The organism is Kitasatospora sp. NPDC048715 (assembly GCF_043198905.1).
GTDB classification, from domain to species: domain Bacteria; phylum Actinomycetota; class Actinomycetes; order Streptomycetales; family Streptomycetaceae; genus Kitasatospora; species Kitasatospora lactacystinica.
In genome coordinates this window covers 96,573-111,453 of record NZ_JBICVH010000004.1, presented here as the reverse complement: position 1 = coordinate 111,453, position 14,881 = coordinate 96,573, and the positions used below count along the sequence as shown (strand labels likewise).

General features: G+C 75.1%; 11 protein-coding genes. 1 reads left to right on the top strand and 10 read right to left on the bottom strand.

The window, feature by feature from the left end; all coding sequences use genetic code 11:
• Positions 1-28: 28 nt before the first annotated feature.
• From ACGFSC_RS09595 to ACGFSC_RS09570, 6 genes are all read right to left on the bottom strand, one after another.
• Positions 29-655 carry a hypothetical protein gene (locus ACGFSC_RS09595; RefSeq protein ID WP_359899719.1) on the bottom strand — a complete coding sequence of 209 codons (627 nt, stop codon included), beginning with the start codon at positions 653-655 and terminating at the stop codon, positions 29-31.
• Positions 656-913: 258 nt separating this feature from the next.
• Entirely contained in the window at positions 914-1,651 is a 738-nt protein-coding gene (locus ACGFSC_RS09590) for a nicotinamide mononucleotide transporter family protein (RefSeq protein WP_359898441.1), read from the bottom strand.
• A gap of 214 nt (positions 1,652-1,865) precedes the next feature.
• Entirely contained in the window at positions 1,866-2,291 is a 426-nt protein-coding gene (locus ACGFSC_RS09585; RefSeq protein WP_359898440.1) for a riboflavin kinase, read from the bottom strand.
• A complete protein-coding gene (locus ACGFSC_RS09580; protein ID WP_359898439.1) occupies positions 2,284-2,859 on the bottom strand; it encodes a flavin reductase family protein in 576 nt (191 codons plus the stop codon). Before ACGFSC_RS09580 ends, ACGFSC_RS09585 begins: the two co-directional genes overlap by 8 nt.
• Positions 2,860-2,891: 32 nt before the next feature.
• Positions 2,892-4,238 (bottom strand): NtaA/DmoA family FMN-dependent monooxygenase, encoded by a 1,347-nt coding sequence (locus ACGFSC_RS09575; RefSeq protein WP_359898438.1) that lies wholly within the window; start codon positions 4,236-4,238, stop codon positions 2,892-2,894.
• Positions 4,239-4,339: 101 nt separating this feature from the next.
• Positions 4,340-5,278 (bottom strand): ribokinase, encoded by a 939-nt coding sequence (locus ACGFSC_RS09570; protein WP_359898437.1) that lies wholly within the window; start codon positions 5,276-5,278, stop codon positions 4,340-4,342.
• Positions 5,279-5,402: 124 nt separating this feature from the next.
• On the opposite strand from ACGFSC_RS09570, the gene ACGFSC_RS09565 reads away from it, so the two are divergent.
• Positions 5,403-6,395 carry a LacI family DNA-binding transcriptional regulator gene (locus ACGFSC_RS09565; protein WP_359898436.1) on the top strand — a complete coding sequence of 331 codons (993 nt, stop codon included), beginning with the start codon at positions 5,403-5,405 and terminating at the stop codon, positions 6,393-6,395.
• Positions 6,396-6,535: 140 nt separating this feature from the next.
• Here ACGFSC_RS09565 and ACGFSC_RS09560 read toward each other — a convergent pair whose 3' ends face one another.
• From ACGFSC_RS09560 to ACGFSC_RS09545, 4 genes are read right to left on the bottom strand one after another with little or no spacing between them, the layout of a single operon-like run.
• On the bottom strand, positions 6,536-7,567 hold the full coding sequence (locus tag ACGFSC_RS09560) for an NAD-dependent epimerase/dehydratase family protein (RefSeq protein WP_359912749.1): 1,032 nt from the start codon (positions 7,565-7,567) through the stop codon (positions 6,536-6,538).
• A gap of 16 nt (positions 7,568-7,583) precedes the next feature.
• Positions 7,584-8,162, bottom strand: a complete 579-nt coding sequence (locus ACGFSC_RS09555; RefSeq protein ID WP_359912752.1) for a flavin reductase family protein — start codon at positions 8,160-8,162, stop codon at positions 7,584-7,586.
• Positions 8,159-8,656, bottom strand: coding sequence for an acyl-CoA thioesterase (locus ACGFSC_RS09550; RefSeq protein ID WP_359912754.1), 498 nt, complete (start codon positions 8,654-8,656; stop codon positions 8,159-8,161). Before ACGFSC_RS09550 ends, ACGFSC_RS09555 begins: the two co-directional genes overlap by 4 nt.
• Positions 8,656-14,532, bottom strand: a complete 5,877-nt coding sequence (locus ACGFSC_RS09545; protein ID WP_359912757.1) for a type I polyketide synthase — start codon at positions 14,530-14,532, stop codon at positions 8,656-8,658. Before ACGFSC_RS09545 ends, ACGFSC_RS09550 begins: the two co-directional genes overlap by 1 nt.
• Positions 14,533-14,881 lie beyond the last annotated feature (349 nt).

The following is a 14,881-nucleotide window of genomic DNA, read 5'->3' as shown; positions in this document are numbered from 1 at the left end:
CCTGTCCCCGCGGCCGTGACCGGCCCGGTCAGCCGTTCCAGGAGCCGGCCGTGGTCGTCGTCCCGGAGGTGCCGGTCGTCCGGCTCGCGCCTCCCGTGCCGGTGACCCGGCCGCCCGGGGCGGCGGCGGGCCGCAGGAACTCCGCCCCGGCGCCCGAGGTGGTCGTCCGCACGCCCGGCGACGAGTTGCCGGTGGTGCTCGTGGTGCCGCTCGCCGGTCCGGCCGAGGTGCGCGGCGCCGAGCCGGCCGGGACCGCCGGAGCGAGGTGCGCCGCGGTGGTCCGGCGCGCGGCCGGGGCGGCGGGGGCGACCGACGGGTCGTCACCGGCCGGCGCGACCCGCTCGATCCGCAGCACCAGGTTGCGGTCCTGCCGGTCGCCGGCCAGGTCGCGGTTGCGGCTGTGCACGACCTGCGTCAGCACGCCCCGGATCTCCTGCCACCGCCCTTGCACCGCACGGATGTTGGGGCACCACTCGCCCTGGTCCCGGTGCTCCAGGTCGAGCTGCCAGCGCTCCGCCTCGACGTGGTGGACGGCGCCGACCTCGCAGGGGATCTCCACCGGAGCGGCGCCCCGGACGGTCACCACCGCCCGCTGCGGAAACCTTCCCTCCACCGCCGTCACCGTGATCCGGCTCGACCCCTGGTACCAGGCCATCGCTGTCCTCCCTCGTCCGTGCTCCGGGCCGGCTGCCGACCGTCCTCACCGGTAGCACGGACGGCGCACCCTCCGGGGTTCGATCGGCCCGCGCCCGGTCTGAACCCGGCGGCCCGCGCCTTCCGTTCAGCGGGGCGATTCCCGGCCCGGCCCGGCCCGCTCCGCAGCTTCGGCCTCCGGAAGCCGGCGCGGGCCGGCCCCGGGGTGGGGCCGGCCCGCGGACGGGGCGGGGCGCGGTGCGGTGCGGTGGTCCGACGGTCAGTCGGCGGCCCCGACCCGCGGGGCGGAGCCGCCCGGGCGGGCGTCGTCCCGGCTCTCGTCCCGGCCCTCGACCAGAACGGCGGGCTCCAGCGGCGAGGCGATCTCCTGCGGCTTGCTGCGGGACGCCCAGTCGCGGATGCCGAGCAGCACCATCACGAAGAAGATCCCGTAGACGATGCCGGAGAAGTACAGCTCGGAGTGGACGGCGAGCGGCACGCCCACCAGGTCGACGGCCAGCCAGACGAACCAGAACTCCACGTAGCGGCGGGCCTGGCTGTACATGGCGAGGATCGAGCCGACGAAGATCCAGGCGTCCGCGAGGACCATCCACCACGGCGCTCCGGGGTAGAACGAGGCGTCCGTCCCCTTCAGCACCGCGCCGAACGCGGCCGTCCCCGCCACCATCGCGGCGACCAGCACGGCGCGCTCCCGCCCCGACGCCCAGCGGACGTTGATGGTGCCTTCCTGCTCGCGGCTGCGCTTCCAGGTCGCCCAGCCCCAGGACGCCGAGACGATGATCACGATCTGTCGGGCGGCGTTGCCGCCGAGGTGCACGTTCAGGCTGGCGATCAGCAGCAGCACCGAGCCGAGGATCTGCACCGGCCAGGCCACCAGGGACCGCCGCAGGGCCAGCCAGACGGTGGCGAGCGCCAGGATGTTGCCCAGGAAGTCGGACCAGTAGACGGGGAGACCGAAGAAGTCGAACTGCTCGTTCAACCAGTGGAACGCGCTCATGACTCACACCTTTGTTCGTGCGGAGCGAGGTGGGGGAAGGGGCGGTCGGCCCCGCCGAAGCGGGGGGTGCGGGGCCGACCGGGCTCGGGGCGCAGGGCGCGCGGCCGCGTGGGGAGCGGGTGTGCGCGCCGGCAGGTGAAGGCGGTGCCGGTGGATCAGGAGGGGGACGCGTGATGCCGGTGGATCGGGAAGGGGGAACGGCCGTACCGGTGGGTCAGGAGAGGGCGGCCAGGACGTGCCGTCCGTGCGCGGAGTCCAGCAGGGCCTCGGAGCGGCGGACGTCCTCCCGGGCGGCGAGCAGCAGCTCGTCGACGGAGGCGAACCTCTCGGTGTCCCGGATGCGGGCGACGAACCACAGGTCGACGCGCTCGCCGTACAGGTCGCCCGGGGCGTCGTGGCAGTACACCTCGGTGTGGATCTCGGAGGTGTCGCAGAAGGTGGGGTTGGTGCCGATGCTGATCGTCGCGCGGTGCACGGTGCCGGTCGCGCGGCGGGCCAGCCAGCCGCTGTAGATCGCGGGCGGAGGGACGGGGGTGCCGGGCTCGGCGGCGATGTTGGCGGTGGGGAAGCCCAGCCCCCGCCCCCGGCCGGCACCGTGCACCACGGTGCCGGACAGGGGGGTCGTCGGAGCGTCAGCCATGGGGGGTGAGCTCACGGAACTGGCTGGTGTGGAAAACCAGCGGCTCCACCCCGGGGAACAGCTCGACGGTGAGCAGCTCCATCAGGACGATCTCGTGGTCGCCGCCGTCGTACACCGCGCTCACCCGGGCGGTCAGCCACAGCGCCGCGTCGTGGATCAGCACCGCGCCCTCCGGCGTGGCCTGCCACCCGGTGCCGTCGAAGCGGTCGCCCTCGCGGGAGGCGAGCCGCCGGCAGAGCGCGCCCTGGCCGTGGCTGAGCACGCTCAGCCCGAGCTCCGGTGCCTGCGTCAGCCTGGGCCAGGTGGTCGAGGTGCGGGCCACGCTGACCGCGACCATCGGCGGCTCCAGCGAGATCGACACGAAGGAGCTCACCGCGAGCCCGACCGGTTCGCCGTCGCGCAGCGCGCCGAGCGCGACCACTCCGGTCGGGTAGGCCCCGAACGCCTGGCGCAGCGCCGCGGCGTTGGGCTCCGCCCCGGTCGGCTGCTCCGTGTGCGGCCGCCCCGCGGTCGGCGGCTGCGCGGACGCGGCGGCGGGCGGGTTGGGGTGGTGGGCGGGAGTGACCATGGTCGTCGCCGTCCTCTCGTCGCGAGTGTGGTTCAGTGCCGGTACTGCGCGGCCGGGTGGCTGGCCGGCAGGGCCCGGTCGGACGCGCCGGTGAGCCGCTCGCGCAGCGACTCGCCGTCCGCGTACGCGCCGCGGAAGACGCCGCGGGCGCGCAGGATCGGCAGCACCGACTCGACGAACTCCGTGGTGGAGGCCGGCTGGACGGTCGGCGAGAGCAGGAAGCCGTCCAGGTCGGCGCCCTGCGCCAGGGCGCAGATCTCGTCGGCGATCTCCTCGGCGGTGCCGACCACCGGGCGGGCGCCGACGCCGTGGGTGTGCCAGTCGGCGAGCACGTCGCCGACGGTCCGGCCGGCGAACCGGGCGACCTGGGTCTGGGACATCTCGGTGGACAGCTCCGACATCGGGGTGTCCGGCGCGTACGAGGACAGGTCGAGGCCGGTGAACATGGCGTAGCTGGCGACGGTGACCTCCGGGCGCTGGGCGTCCAGGACGCGCTGCCAGCGGCGCTCGGCGTCCGCGGTGGTGGCGCCGACCACGCAGGAGAACGCCGACATCACCTTGACCTCGTCGGCGCGGCGGCCCGCCCGTACGGCCTCCTCGCGGATCGCCGCGGTGTGCCCGGCGAGCTGCCGCACCGAGCCGCTGCCGACGAACATGCACTCGCCGTGCCGCCCGCCGACCCGCCGCCCGGCCGGGGAGGCGCCGGCCTGGAACAGCACCGGGGTGCCCTGCGGGGAGCGGGCGGTGTTGCCGTAGCCGTGCGAGCGGAAGTACGGGCCCTCGTGCTCGACCGGGTGCACCTTGGCCGGGTCGGCGAAGCGGCCGCCCTTGTCCTTCTCCAGGGCGTCCGGCTCCCAGGCGCCCTCCCAGTACTTGTAGACCAGGTCGAGGAAGTCCTCGGCCATCTTGTACCGGTCGTCGTGCGCCACCATGTCCATGCCGAAGGCCTTGACCGCGGTGTCGGCGGTGCCCGTGGTCACGATGTTCCAGCCGAGCCGGCCGCCGGACAGCTGGTCCAGGGTGGCCAGCCGGCGGGCGAAGGCGTACGGCGGCTCCACCAGCACCGAGCCGGTCACCACCAGGCCCAGGTCGGTGGTGCTCGCCAGCAGCGCCGAGGCGATCACGAACGGGTCCAGGCGCGGCAGGTCCAGGGTCTCCTCGGTGGCGATCGGCGGGCGCACCCCGTCGATCTCCGACCAGCCCCAGGCGTCGGCCAGGAACAGGAAGTCGAGCTTGGCGTCCTCGCAGACCTGCGCGATCTCGCGCCAGTACCCGAGGGTGTCGAACAGGTGCCGCCGGCTGTCGGGGTGGCGCCAGGTGGCGGTGCCGCTCGCGTTGGTCTGGGCGTTCTCGAACAGGCCGAGCTTGAGGTTGCGCATGGGGTGTTCTCCGTTGAACTGGTGATGCGGGGGGGTGGGGGGACCTGGGGTCCGTCACAGCACGGGGGAACGCGGGGGGAACAGGGGGACGGCGGGGTCCGTCAGGATGCCGCGGGGACGGTGGGGGCGTCGAGGACCGCGGCGTCCGCGTCGAGCTGCGCCGCGGACGGCATGGAGGACTGGGCGCCGAGTCCGGTCACGGCCAAGGAGGCCGCGCGGACGGCGCGTCGGGCGGCGGCGAGCAGGTCGGCGCCCCGGGCGAGGGAGTCGGCGAGGGCTCCGCAGAAGGTGTCGCCGGCGCCGACGGTGTCGACGGCGTCCACGACGGGGGCCGGCAGGTGCACGGCCGGGCGGCCGGGCTGTTTGACCAGCGCCCCGTCCGCGCCGAGCGTCACCACGACCGCCCGGCAGGGCAGCGCGGCCCGTTCCAGCAGCTCGCGCGCGCCGTCCGGGCCGGCCGGCGGCTCCGCGCCGAGCAGGGCGGCGAGTTCACCGAGGTTGGGCACCAGGACGTCGACGGCGGACAGCACCTCCGGGGCGACCGGCCGAGCCGGCGCCGGGTTGAGGACGACCGTGCCGCCCTGTTCCCGGGCCCGCAGCACGGCGGCGGCGACCACGTCGGCGGCGATCTCGTGCTGCACCAGGACCACCTCGCCGGCCGAGCGGGCCAGCCGCTGCGGCAGGTCCGCGACCGTCAGCGCGGCGTTGGCGCCCGGGTTGACCACGATGGTGTTCTCGCCGGCCCGGTCGACCACCACGGAGGCGATCCCGGTGGTGCTCTCCGGTGCCGGGCGCACCGCCCCGACGTCCACCCCTTCGGCGGCTAGCGCCCGCAGAATGGGGGCGGCGTCCGTACCGACCCGGGCGACCAGGCGCACCCGCGAGCCGAGCCGGGCGGCCGCGACGGCCTGGTTGGCGCCCTTGCCGCCGACGCCCTCCACGAAGCCCCGCGCGAGCACGGTCTCGCCGGGTCGCGGCAGGTCCCCGACGGTCAGGACGAGGTCGCGGTTGATCGAACCGACGACGGTGATGAGCGGCATCCGCACTCCTTGGGAGATCGATCTCCCACACTGTGGACCAGCCCCCGAAAACCGTCAAGTACCCTCGTGCTGCGTATTGCGCCAGCTCAGCCGAGCCCTCTCCGACCGCGAAGGACCGCCCCACGTGACTGCGCCCCGACTCCTCGACGTGGCCGCGGCCGCGGGCGTCTCCCGCGCGACCGCCTCACGCGTCCTGGCCGGCACCCCGCGCAACGTCGACCCCGAACTCGCCCGCCGCGTCGAGGAGGCCGCCCAGCGCCTCGGCTACCGCCTCAACCACTCCGCGCGGGCGCTGCGCACCGGCACCACGGGCACCATCGGCGTGGTCGTCCCCTCGCTCGCCAACCCCTACTTCGTCCAGCTCGCCGACGCGCTCGCCCAGCAAGTCCGCGCCGCCGGAGGGCAGTTGGTGGTATCCGACGCCGCCAACGACACCGCCGTCGAGGCCGAGCAGATCGAGACCCTGCTCGGCGGCCGGGTCGACGGACTGCTCGTCGTCCCCGTCTCCGCCGGCGCCTCCGGCCCCGCCGTCCGGGCCGCCGCCGAACGCACCCCCGTCGTCCTCTTCGACCGCTGGGCCACCGGCTCCGGCACGGTGGCCGTCACCCTCGACAACACCGCCGCGATGCGACTGCTCCTCGACCACCTCGAAGGCCTCGGCCGCCACCGGATCGCCCTGGTCGCCGCCGACCAGGCCTCCTCCTCCGGCGCGGAACGCCTCGCCGCCTTCACCGAGGCCCGCGGCGCCGACGCCACCACCGTCCTGCTGCCCAGCTTCACCACCGACGCGGGCCGCACCGCGGGCCGGCGCATCGCCGAGCGGCACACCGGGATCGACGCCGTCGTCTGCGGCGCGGACGTCCTCGCGGTCGGCCTCGTCAGCACGCTGCAGCGCTCGGCGGTCCCCGTCCCCGGGCGGATCGCCGTCACCGGCTTCGACGACACCGAGATGCTCGAACTCCTCGACCCGCCCATCACCTCCATCCGCCACCCGCTCACCGCCATGGCCGAGCGCGCCCTGACCCTCCTTCAGGCCCCCGCCCGCGAACGGACGGAGCGCGTGGAGCGCTTCGCCCCGCAGCTGGTGGTGCGCTCCTCCACCGACGCCGACGCCTGACACCGCTCGCCCTACCCCTGACACCCGATGCCGGGGAACCGGCGCCCGGCTCCTGATGCCCGGAGCCGGGGAGCCGGGAACGGCCGACGGCCGGCCCCGGGCGGACTCAGGTCCACCCGGGGCCGGCCGTCGGGTACGGCTCAGCGCTCCTTGTCCACGGCCGGCAGCCCGGCCTGACCGGCGGTCAGCCGGCCCTGGGCGTACAGCCAGCGCACCGTGTCCGCCATGGTCTCCGCGGTCGGCCTCGGCGTCAGCCCCCCGGTGCTCGCCGCGGGGTCGACCGGGGTCGCACAGGCGCAGGTGTAGACGGCGCCGTACTCCGCGGGGATGTGCCAGGGCCATCCGCGCTGGAGCAGGGTGGCCAGGGCGCCGACCGGCAGCATGGCCCGGGCGGGGAGGAAGGCCGCGGGCAGCCGCCGCCCGGTGACCTCCCGCAGGGTCCGCACGTACTGCCGGGTGGGCAGGTGGTGGCCGGGTCCGAAGTGCCGGTCGGATCCCGCCCTCGGCGTGGTCAGCAGCCGGGCGTGCAGCTGCGCGGTGTCCCGGACGTCGCCGACCGGGAAGCCGCCCAGCGGCCAGATCGGCATCAGTCCGCGCAGGGTGTTGCGCAGCCGGGCGTTCTGGTCGCCCAGCCCCGGGTCCTGCGGGCCGAGCAGCGCGGGCGGGTAGCTGATGACCACCGGCGCGCCGTCCCGCTGGTGGCCCCGCGCGATCCGCTCGGCCGCCGCCTTGGTCGCCATGTACGTGTCCCGGGGACGGCCGACCGGGGAGTGCTCCCCGAGCGGCCGTCCGGGGGACGGCAGCAGCGCGACGATGCTGGAGACGTGGACGACCGGGTCGGCGCCCGACCGTCGGGCGGCGGCCAGCACCAGTTCGGTTCCCCGCTCGTTGGTCCGGCGCATCTGCGCGTTGCGCCGGCTGTCGAAGGAGTACACCGCGGCCGCGTGCAGCACCGCGTCGGCGCCGCGCACCGTGCGGGCCGCGTCGCCCTCGTCGGTCACGTCCCCGACGACCAGGTCGACGGCGCCCGGGTCCACCTCCAGCAGGCCCAGGACCCGCTCCGCGGCGGCCGGGTCGCGGACCAGCATCCGCACCCGGTGGCCGCCGCGGACCAGCGCCGCGACCGAGTGGATGCCGACGAATCCGGTGCCGCCGGTCACGCTCACCAACATCGGACCATCCCCCCGCTCAGCCGATCTCTTCCGGTTTCCCGCCGATGCCCCGGTGGAAGGCGCCGCCGTAGAACAGCAGCGCCTCCCGGTGGTCCGCCCAGTCCGAGGCGAGCACCTCGCCGAGGAAGATGGAGTGGTCGCCGCCGTCGTACTGCTCGGCGAGCTTGCACTCCAGCCAGGCCAGCGAGTCCGACAGCAGCGGGGCCCCGGTGAACGGGCCGGGCTGCCAGTCGAGGCCGTCGAACTGGGCGGCTCCGCGCGGCCTGCTCTTGTTCGCGAAGTACCGTGCCAGGTGCTCCTGTTCGGCGCCGAGCACGGAGACCGCGAAGGACCTGGACGCCATGATCGCCTCGTGCATCGTCGCGGAGCGGGCCACGCAGCACAGCACCATCGGCGGTTCCAGGGAGACCGAGCTGAACGCGTTGGCGGTCATCCCGTGGACGTGCTCGCCGCCGGTGGTCAGGACCGTGATCCCGGTGGCGAAACGGGCCATCGTCTCGCGCAGGGCGCCCGGCAGGACCGCGCGGTTCGCCGCGGCCGCCGACGTCGCGCCCGGCGCCTGGGCGGGGGCCGGGGACCGGCCGTTGCCGATCACAGCGCCCGCCCCGTCCCGACCGGCCCGCCGGGCGGGACCTGCGCCGCGAGGGCCCGCGCGACGGCCGGCCCCTCGGCGTACGGCACCAGCGCCACGCGCAGTTCCTCGGGCACCCGGGCGGGGACGGTGGCCGTGTTCGGCCCGCGCATGCACGCGATCCGCTGCCGGCCGCGGGCCACCAGGTTCTCCTGCTCGCCGTCGATCCGCATGTAGTCGAAGCTGAACTGGATCTGGGTCTGGGTCAGCTCCTCCAGCCGCATCCGGACCGACAGCTCGTCGAACGAGGTGATCTCGGCGAAGAAGTCGCACTCCACCTTGAGGGTGAACAGCTTCAGGTCGTCCCGCAGCTCGGCGAGCACCCCCGGCGCCTTGTCCTTGAGGAACATCTCCCGGCAACGCCCCTGCCAGCGCAGGTAGTTCACGTAGTAGACGTTGCCGACGAGGTTGGTCTCCTCGAAGCCCACGGTGTGGCGGATCTCGTAGTAGGCCGACATCAGTTCTCCTTCCCGACGAGCACCGCGAAGAGCACCGGCTCCGTCCGGTCGTTGACGGTGGTGACCCAGGTGGCGACGGCCGCGTCGCCGGCGGACAGGACGACCCAACCGCCCGGGTGGACGCGGTCGAGCGTCAGCGCCTGGGTGGTCGCGCCGGACTTGCGCAGGCACTCCAGCGCGCTCCAGACCCTGGTGCCGGCCACCGCCGGGCTGCAGCCCGCCTCGGCCACCAGCAGGTCCCGCAGGGCGAGTTGACCGGTGCCCAGCAGGGCGTCCCAGTCCTCGGCGCTCCGCTCCAGGACGGTCTCGACGTCGCAGGCGAGCCGCCCGGGGCCGGCCACCGCCAGGGTCAGGCCGGGGCCGTGCGAGGCCGAGACCGTGATCCCGTCGAGTCCGGGCCCGCCGGCGAGTTCGGGCTTGCCGTCCGGCCGGTGGCGCAGGTCCACCGGCCGTCCCAGCGCCCGGCCGAGGGCGGTCGCGGTGCGGGCCCGGCGGTCGCCGTCGGCGGACTCCGCGGTGGATTCCGCGGCGGGCTTCGCCGCGGGCTCGACGACCACCGCGCGGCTGCCGCCCAGGACCCGTTCCAGGCCGCGTTCCAGGTACGAACCGAGCATCGCGGGCACCCACGGTCCGGCTCCGTCGCGCTTGCGGACGGCGACCAGGGTCAGCCCCTCCCAGCGCTCGACGACCTTCCCGGCCGGGGTGCGCACGTCGAGGTCGTAGACGTAGCTGTCCCCGTCCTGGGAGCGCTCCCTGGCGTCGAGCACCACGTACTCGGCGTCCTGGTCCGCCGGGTCGGCCAGCCAGAGCCGCTCGATGCTCTGCGGCAGCAGGGTGGCGTCCGGCACGCAGCACTGGATGGCGTGCATCATGGCGTCCCGGGTGCCGGGGTCGGCCAGTTGCTGGTCCTGCGGCAGGAAGGCCGCGAACCACGGCGCCGGGGCGGTGGTGGAGATCTCCGCCAGCGCGTGCCGGGCGCTCGCCCGCCGGTACTCCAGCAGGCGCTGGAACCGCTTGCCCTGGAAGAGCACGCTGCCGTACAGCTCGGTCACCGGGTCCACCGGCACCGCCGGCAGGCCGAATTCGACCGGCACCGGCGTCCCGGGCACCTCCGGCCGCGGGTAGCGCAGCCGGGCCCGGAAGTGGTCGGCCGCGAACTCGGTGCCCTCGCTGCGCAGCACCACGTCCACCGTCCCGGGCTCCCGGACCAGCGCCGCGATCCGGATGGTGGTCGAGCCGCCCGGCCGGACCACCACGGGCCGGCGGAACTCGACGTCCTCCAGCAGCGGCGGACCCTGGTGCCCGCTCACCGCGGCGGCCACCTGGGCCATCGCCTCCATGCCGAGCACGGCCGGGAAGAGCAGGTCGTCCTGGAGCCGGTGGTCGGTCAGATAGGGGTCGCCGCCCTCGGTCAGCTCGGTCTCGGTGATCAGCTCGATGTCCGGGTGGTGCACGACCACCCGCTCGACGAACCTGGTCAGCGGCAGCTCGCGCCGTTCGGTGGTGAGGGTGGGCAGGCCGCCGGCCCGCCCGCTGACCACCAGGACGGGGCCGGCCGAGGGGTCCGCGAGCACCTCGCGGAGCACCTGGATGCCGTTCTCGGTGGAGATCGGCGTGATGCCCTCCCGGATCAGCGCCTCGACGACGCCGAGCCGTTCGCCCATGCCCGCGCCCGACCAGACCGACCACTCCAGCGCGACGGCCCGGGCCCGCGGGTACCGGGCCTGGAAGCGGAGGGTCAGCTCGGTCATCCAGTCGTTGGCGGTGGCGTAGTGCGCCTCGCCGCGCAGTCCGGCCCGGCCGATGATCGAGCCGAAGGTGATCAGCAGCTTCAGGCGTTCCGGTTCGACGGCCGCCAGGACCGCCTCCAGACCGTCGGTCTTGGGTGCCAGGGTCCGGCGGAAGTCCTCGGCGCTCAGCGCCTCCAGGGCGGCCGGCTGGTTGCGGCCGGCGCCGTGCAGCACGGCGGTGACCGGGCCGAGCCCGTTCTCCAGCAGGGCCACCGCGGCGGCGGTCTCCTCGGCCGAGGTCACGTCGGCGCGGGCGTACCGGTGGCGCAGGCCCGCGGCCTCCATCCGGGCGAGGTTCCCGGCGAGTTCGGGGTCGGTGGCCGGATCGGCGCGGCCGATCAGGGCCAGGGCCGCCCCGGAGTCCTGGGCCATCGCGATGGCGCACTCGGCGGTGATGCCCTTGCCGCCGCCGGTGACCAGGAGGACGTCCCCGGCGTCGAGCGGGGACCCGCCCTCGGTCGCGGGGCGCAGCTGCAGCGGTCGGAGCACCGGGACGGTCCGGCGCCCGTCCGGCTGGTAGCGGACCTCCGCGAAGCCGGCCGTGGCGGCGGTCTCGGCGACCACGCGGGCCACCGCCTCGTCACGGGCCGCGCCCTCGGGGGCGGTGTCGGCCAGCTCGACCACCGTGACCGGGACCGACGGGTGCTCCAGGTGCAGGGTCTTCGCCAGGCCGGAGGCCCCCAGCCGGTGCTGGACCACGACCAGCCGGGTGCCCTCGGGGGCGGCCAGGACGGCCCGCCCGGCGGTCAGGAAGAGCTCCGCCTCCTGCGGTCCGCACGCGTCGGGGAGGCAGAGCAGCACGCCGTCCCCGACGCCGGCCGCGGCGAGCGCGGCGCCCAGCGGTTCGGCGAGCGGGTGGCCGGGGGTGCCGTGCACCGTCCACCGCCCGGCGGGGGCGGGGTCCTCGGCGGGCTGCGGCCGGGCCGGCAGGACGGCCTCCCGGTGCTCGACCGCGAAGGGCCGCACCCACGGGGCCACACCGGCGACCTCGCCCGCCGACTGGCCGCCGTCCTGCGCGGTGTCCGCCAGCTGGTCGATCAGTTCGGCGATCCCGCCCAGGTTGACGGTCGCGTAGTTGGGCGTCGCGGCGAGCACGGGCCGGCCGAGCGCCCGGGTGACGTCGTTGACGATCTGGCCGATGGTGATGGAGCTCAGGTGCAGGTCGTCCATCGGGTGGGTCTGCGCGGTGACGGAGTCCAGCGGCAGTTCGACCCGCTCGGCCGCGAGCCTGCGCAGCAGCTCCAGGGTGGAGTCCTGGCCGTCGCCGGTGTCCGCGGACACCGCCGCGCCGGCCCGCTCGTCCCGGCCCGGCCCGCCGTCCGCCGCCAGCTCCGCGTCGATGGCCGGGGCCGCCTCGCAGGGGTTGGCCAGGAAGGTCATCGCACCGTCCGCCGGCAGCTGCCGGATCAGGCGGTCGCCGAACAGGGCCGCGGTCCGCAGCGGTACGCCGAGCACGAACGCGGCGCCGGCGACCCTGAGCAGCGGGCCGAGCGAGGCGCTGTCGGTGTCCACCGCGAGGGTGGTGAGGTTCGGGGCGATCTCCGCCAGCAGGCCGGAGAGCACCCGGCCGGGGCCGACCTCCACGACCAGGTCGGCGTCGGCGACCGCCACGGCGGCGGCCTCCTGGAACCGGACCGGGAGCAGGACCTGTCCGCGCAGGACCTCGCGCAGGTCGGCGGACGGGTCCAGGAGCCGTCCGGTGACCGTGGAGGCGATCGGGCGGACGGGTTCCCGGAAGTCGAACCGCGCGAGCTCGGCGGCCATCGCGACCGCGGCCGGCTCGACCAGCGGCGAGTGGAAGGCGTGCGACACGTTCAGCCGGGTCGCCGTGACGCCCTCGCCCGCGGCCCGGCGGCAGACCTCGTCGACCGCCTCGGCGGGGCCGGAGAGCACGGTCTGCCGGGGCCCGTTGTAGCCCGCGATCACCACGTCCTGTCCGGCGGACAGCCGGGTGGCCTGCTCCGGGGTCGCCGCCAGTCCGGCCATCGCGCCGCCGCCGTGGCTGGCCTGGGCCATCACCCGGCCGCGGATCGTGGCGAGGCGCACCACCTGTTCCTCGGTCATCGCGCCCGCCCAGTGCAGGGCGGTGAGCTCCCCGAGGCTGTGGCCGACGGCGGTGTCGGCCCGGATGCCGACCGCGTCCAGCACCCGCAGGGCGGCCAGCGAGCCGGTGACGATGCGCGGCTGGGCGACCTGGGTGGCGACCTGGTCGTCGCCGGTGGGCAGGGCGGCGGTGCGGAACACCTCCTCCGCCGCGGCGAACCGGCGCCGGATCGCGCCGACGGCGCCGCGGCCGGAGCCCTGGCCCGGGAAGAGGTAGGCGATCCGGGGGGCGGTCCGGGCGTGGCCGAGGAAGATCCCCTCACCGGCCGAGGACACCTCCCGCGCTCCGGAGTCGAGCAGGGCGAGCAGCCGTTCGAGGCCGCGCACGGCGTCGTCCGGGCCGGTCGCCACCACGGCGGCCCGCACCGGGCCGTCGGCGAGCCGGTCGGCCAGGGTGCCGGCCAGGTCCGCGAGTTCGGCCTGCGCCAGCTTCGGCACCAGGTCGAGCAGCCGGGTCAGCTCCGCGCGCAGCGCGGCCGTGTCCGCCGCGTCCAGCAGCAGGAGTTCGGCGTCCTGGCGGCCGGCGACCAGCCGGGTGGTGCGTGCGTCGAGCGCCTCGCGCCGGGTGCTGCCGGGTGCCTCGGCGAGGGTGACGTGGGTGTTGATCCCGCCGAAGCCCATGGCCGACACCCCGGCCCGGACCGGGTGGCCGGCCGGCCAGAGTTCGGCCTGGCGCGGGACGTACATCGCCGCCTCGTCACCGAGCAGGCCGGGGTGCGGGTCGACGTGGCCGGTGGCCGGGGGGATCACCTGGTGGTGCACGGCGAGGGTCGCCTTGATCAGGCCGGCCACGCCCGCGGCGGCCTTGGTGTGCCCGAAGTTCCCCTTGACCGTCCCGAGCGCGGCCGGACGGGCCGTCGGGTCCGCGGTGCGGCGGGCGGAGGACAGCGCCTCGATCTCGGTCGCGTCGCCGAGGGCCGTGCCGGTGCCGTGGCCCTCGAAGTACGACACCGTCTCGACGCCGTAGCCGGCCCGCCGGTAGGCGCGGGTCAGTGCCAGCCGGTGGCCGCTCGCCTCCGGCCGGGTGATGCCGCCCTTGCCGTCCGAGGAGACGCCCCAGCCGCTGATGCTCGCGTAGATCCGCCGCCCCTGCGCCAGCGCGTCCCGCTCGCGCATCAGCACGAGCATGCCGGAGCCCTCGCCGGGCCAGAAGCCGTTGGAGTCCCGGTCGTAGACCTTCATCTCGCCGGTGGCCAGTGCGCCCGTCTTGGCGAAGCCGATCACCTCGAACGGGTCGATGGACAGGTCGACGCCTCCGGCGACGGCCACGTCCAGCTCGCCGTCGGCCAGTGCCTTCGCCGCCGTGACGACGGACAGCAGGGAGGAGGAGCAGGCCCCGTCGACCGTGTAGCCGCCGCCACGCAGGTCGAAGTGGTTGCAGATGCGGCCGGCGATGGTGTTGGCGAGGCCGCCGGCCAGCGAGTCCTCGTCGATGGCCGGGAAGGGCGCCTTGTACTGCGGCTCCAGCTCCTGGAGGAGCTTCGCGACGTCCTCCTCGGACCAGCCCTGGCCGGTGAGCGCGGCGGCCACCGTGCGGCGCACGTAGGGCCACCGCAGCCGCATGATGTTGGCCCGCGAGAATTCCCCGGTGAGGCTGTTTCCGACCACCACGCCGGTGCTCTGGTGGGGAAGTCCCGCGCCGTCCGGGAATCCGGCGTCGGCAAGCGCCTCGGCGGCCACGTCGAGGGCCAGCCAGTGCGTCAGGTCGGTCGCCCGGTACGTGCTCCCGGCGACGCTGTATTTGATGCGGTCGAACGCGTAGTCCCGCAGGACCGCGGCCTTTTTCGTGTAGTGCCGGTCCGGCGCACTCCGGTCCTCCGACCAGTAGTCCGCCTGGTTCATCCGCTCGTCCGGCAACCGCCGGAAGGCTCGCCGGCCGCCCAGTACGTTGTCCCACAGTTCGCTCGCCGAATTGGCGTCCGGATAACGGAGGCCAATTCCTACGATAGCGATCCGCTCACTGCTCACGTATTCACCACCCATGGAGATGAATTGACGGCGAATCTCCTCGCCGACTCGACTCGCCTGCACTGTCGTCAAGAATGCATCTGCGGCCGCCCCGATGTCTTCTCCGAGTTTGCTTTCCGCCTGGTGGGGGGCGCTGCTTTTCCATAACGGTGTGATTTCTCGGCGCCGCTATTCAATAACGCCGTCATTTCCTGGGCGGGCCGCGCCCGTCCGGACGACCGTGCCGGTGGACGTGCCGATGCCCGTGCGGACGGTCGTGCGGGCGGCTGGGCGGGCAACCGTGCCGACGCCCGTGCCGATGCCCGTGCGGGCGGGCGGGAACGCGCCGAGGCTCCCGCCGGTCGGCGGGAGCCTCGGTCGTGCG

What these genes read in the sequence shown, in the direction of transcription:
- ACGFSC_RS09595 (WP_359899719.1), bottom strand. Translation starts at nt 655, where the DNA reads ATGGCCTGGTACCAGGGGTCGAGCCGGATCACGGTGACGGCGGTGGAG.
- ACGFSC_RS09590 (WP_359898441.1), bottom strand. Translation starts at nt 1,651, where the DNA reads ATGAGCGCGTTCCACTGGTTGAACGAGCAGTTCGACTTCTTCGGTCTC.
- ACGFSC_RS09585 (WP_359898440.1), bottom strand. Translation starts at nt 2,291, where the DNA reads ATGGCTGACGCTCCGACGACCCCCCTGTCCGGCACCGTGGTGCACGGT.
- ACGFSC_RS09580 (WP_359898439.1), bottom strand. Translation starts at nt 2,859, where the DNA reads ATGGTCACTCCCGCCCACCACCCCAACCCGCCCGCCGCCGCGTCCGCG.
- ACGFSC_RS09575 (WP_359898438.1), bottom strand. Translation starts at nt 4,238, where the DNA reads ATGCGCAACCTCAAGCTCGGCCTGTTCGAGAACGCCCAGACCAACGCG.
- ACGFSC_RS09570 (WP_359898437.1), bottom strand. Translation starts at nt 5,278, where the DNA reads ATGCCGCTCATCACCGTCGTCGGTTCGATCAACCGCGACCTCGTCCTG.
- ACGFSC_RS09560 (WP_359912749.1), bottom strand. Translation starts at nt 7,567, where the DNA reads ATGTTGGTGAGCGTGACCGGCGGCACCGGATTCGTCGGCATCCACTCG.
- ACGFSC_RS09550 (WP_359912754.1), bottom strand. Translation starts at nt 8,656, where the DNA reads ATGTCGGCCTACTACGAGATCCGCCACACCGTGGGCTTCGAGGAGACC.
- ACGFSC_RS09545 (WP_359912757.1), bottom strand. Translation starts at nt 14,532, where the DNA reads ATGGGTGGTGAATACGTGAGCAGTGAGCGGATCGCTATCGTAGGAATT.